At 48.8% G+C, this 935-nt stretch carries 1 protein-coding gene; it reads right to left on the bottom strand.

Annotated elements, in window-relative coordinates; translation table 11 throughout:
* Nucleotides 1-215: 215 nt before the first annotated feature.
* Nucleotides 216-797 (bottom strand): hypothetical protein, encoded by a 582-nt coding sequence (locus ACQGNJ_RS00085; protein WP_426687214.1) that lies wholly within the window; start codon nt 795-797, stop codon nt 216-218.
* Nucleotides 798-935 lie beyond the last annotated feature (138 nt).

Genomic DNA, 935 nt, shown 5'->3' with positions numbered 1-935 from the left:
ACCCGTGAGGAATGACCGCATCATGCGCGCACTGTTCCCTCAGTCCGCACGCAAGGTGTTGATTGAGCGAGAAGATTCGTGGGGAAACCTCAGGGTCAGAGCCCACTTTCCACTGGTCTTGACCGATTGAAGTGCACTCTGACCCCTGTTTCTTAAGTGCACTCTGACCCCTGTTTCTTATCACCCCAGCCCATTTTATTGCCCCATTTCCATTATTATTTTATCTTTAGCGCACTGAGAAACTTGTCCCACAGGGATAGATCGAAGTCCTCCGAAAGCATCAAGGAAGCAGCGGAAGGGTTTATGTCCACTATCTCTTTATATCTGCGCTGTATCTCGTAACCCTCATCCCTGTATCTCTGCAATGAAGCGGACAAGCCACGCAATTGGTCCGTTTTAATAACTAATCGAACAGCCGTCCCTTCATAGGCGCAAGGAAGATAGGTTTTCGCCCCTTTAACTTTAGTCAGCAACATGTCCGTCTGGCCACTTGCTATAAAGAAATTTCCGCCATTTCTGCAAATCCTACTCGTCATATACAAACCGAAGCCTGAGTTCGCCCAATGCCCCCGTTGTTTCCTAGCGCCTTTAAAAGCCTTACCAGAAACAGCCGGCATCAGAGCGTAGTTCAAAGCATCCTTGTCATTGGCGATATCTAAGTGCGGGTTTCTCGAAAGCGTTGAGGCGACACCAACTCCTCTATCTATAATTGCGGCCTCGACTTTGTTTTTTGAAGGCCAATATTGAGCACATATGCCTATCTGCTTAGACTCGCTATGCTCCACGACGTTACGCATGACTTCCCTTATCGAGTAAGACAAAGTCTGATAAAGGTCACTATGTCGACTCCCCGCAAATCAGTGCCAAGCTAAATTAGAGGTCGCCGGGTCATTTTGAATTCGGAACTCGGCGGGCGTGAGGCCGTCGAGGCTGTC

Source organism: Rhodanobacter ginsengiterrae (genome assembly GCF_050026815.1).
Taxonomy (GTDB): Bacteria; Pseudomonadota; Gammaproteobacteria; order Xanthomonadales; family Rhodanobacteraceae; genus Rhodanobacter; species Rhodanobacter ginsengiterrae.
The sequence above is the reverse complement of the archived record's forward strand: the minus strand, read 5'-3'. Positions and strand labels throughout refer to the sequence as shown.

What these genes read in the sequence shown, in the direction of transcription:
- ACQGNJ_RS00085 (WP_426687214.1), bottom strand. Translation starts at nt 797, where the DNA reads ATGCGTAACGTCGTGGAGCATAGCGAGTCTAAGCAGATAGGCATATGT.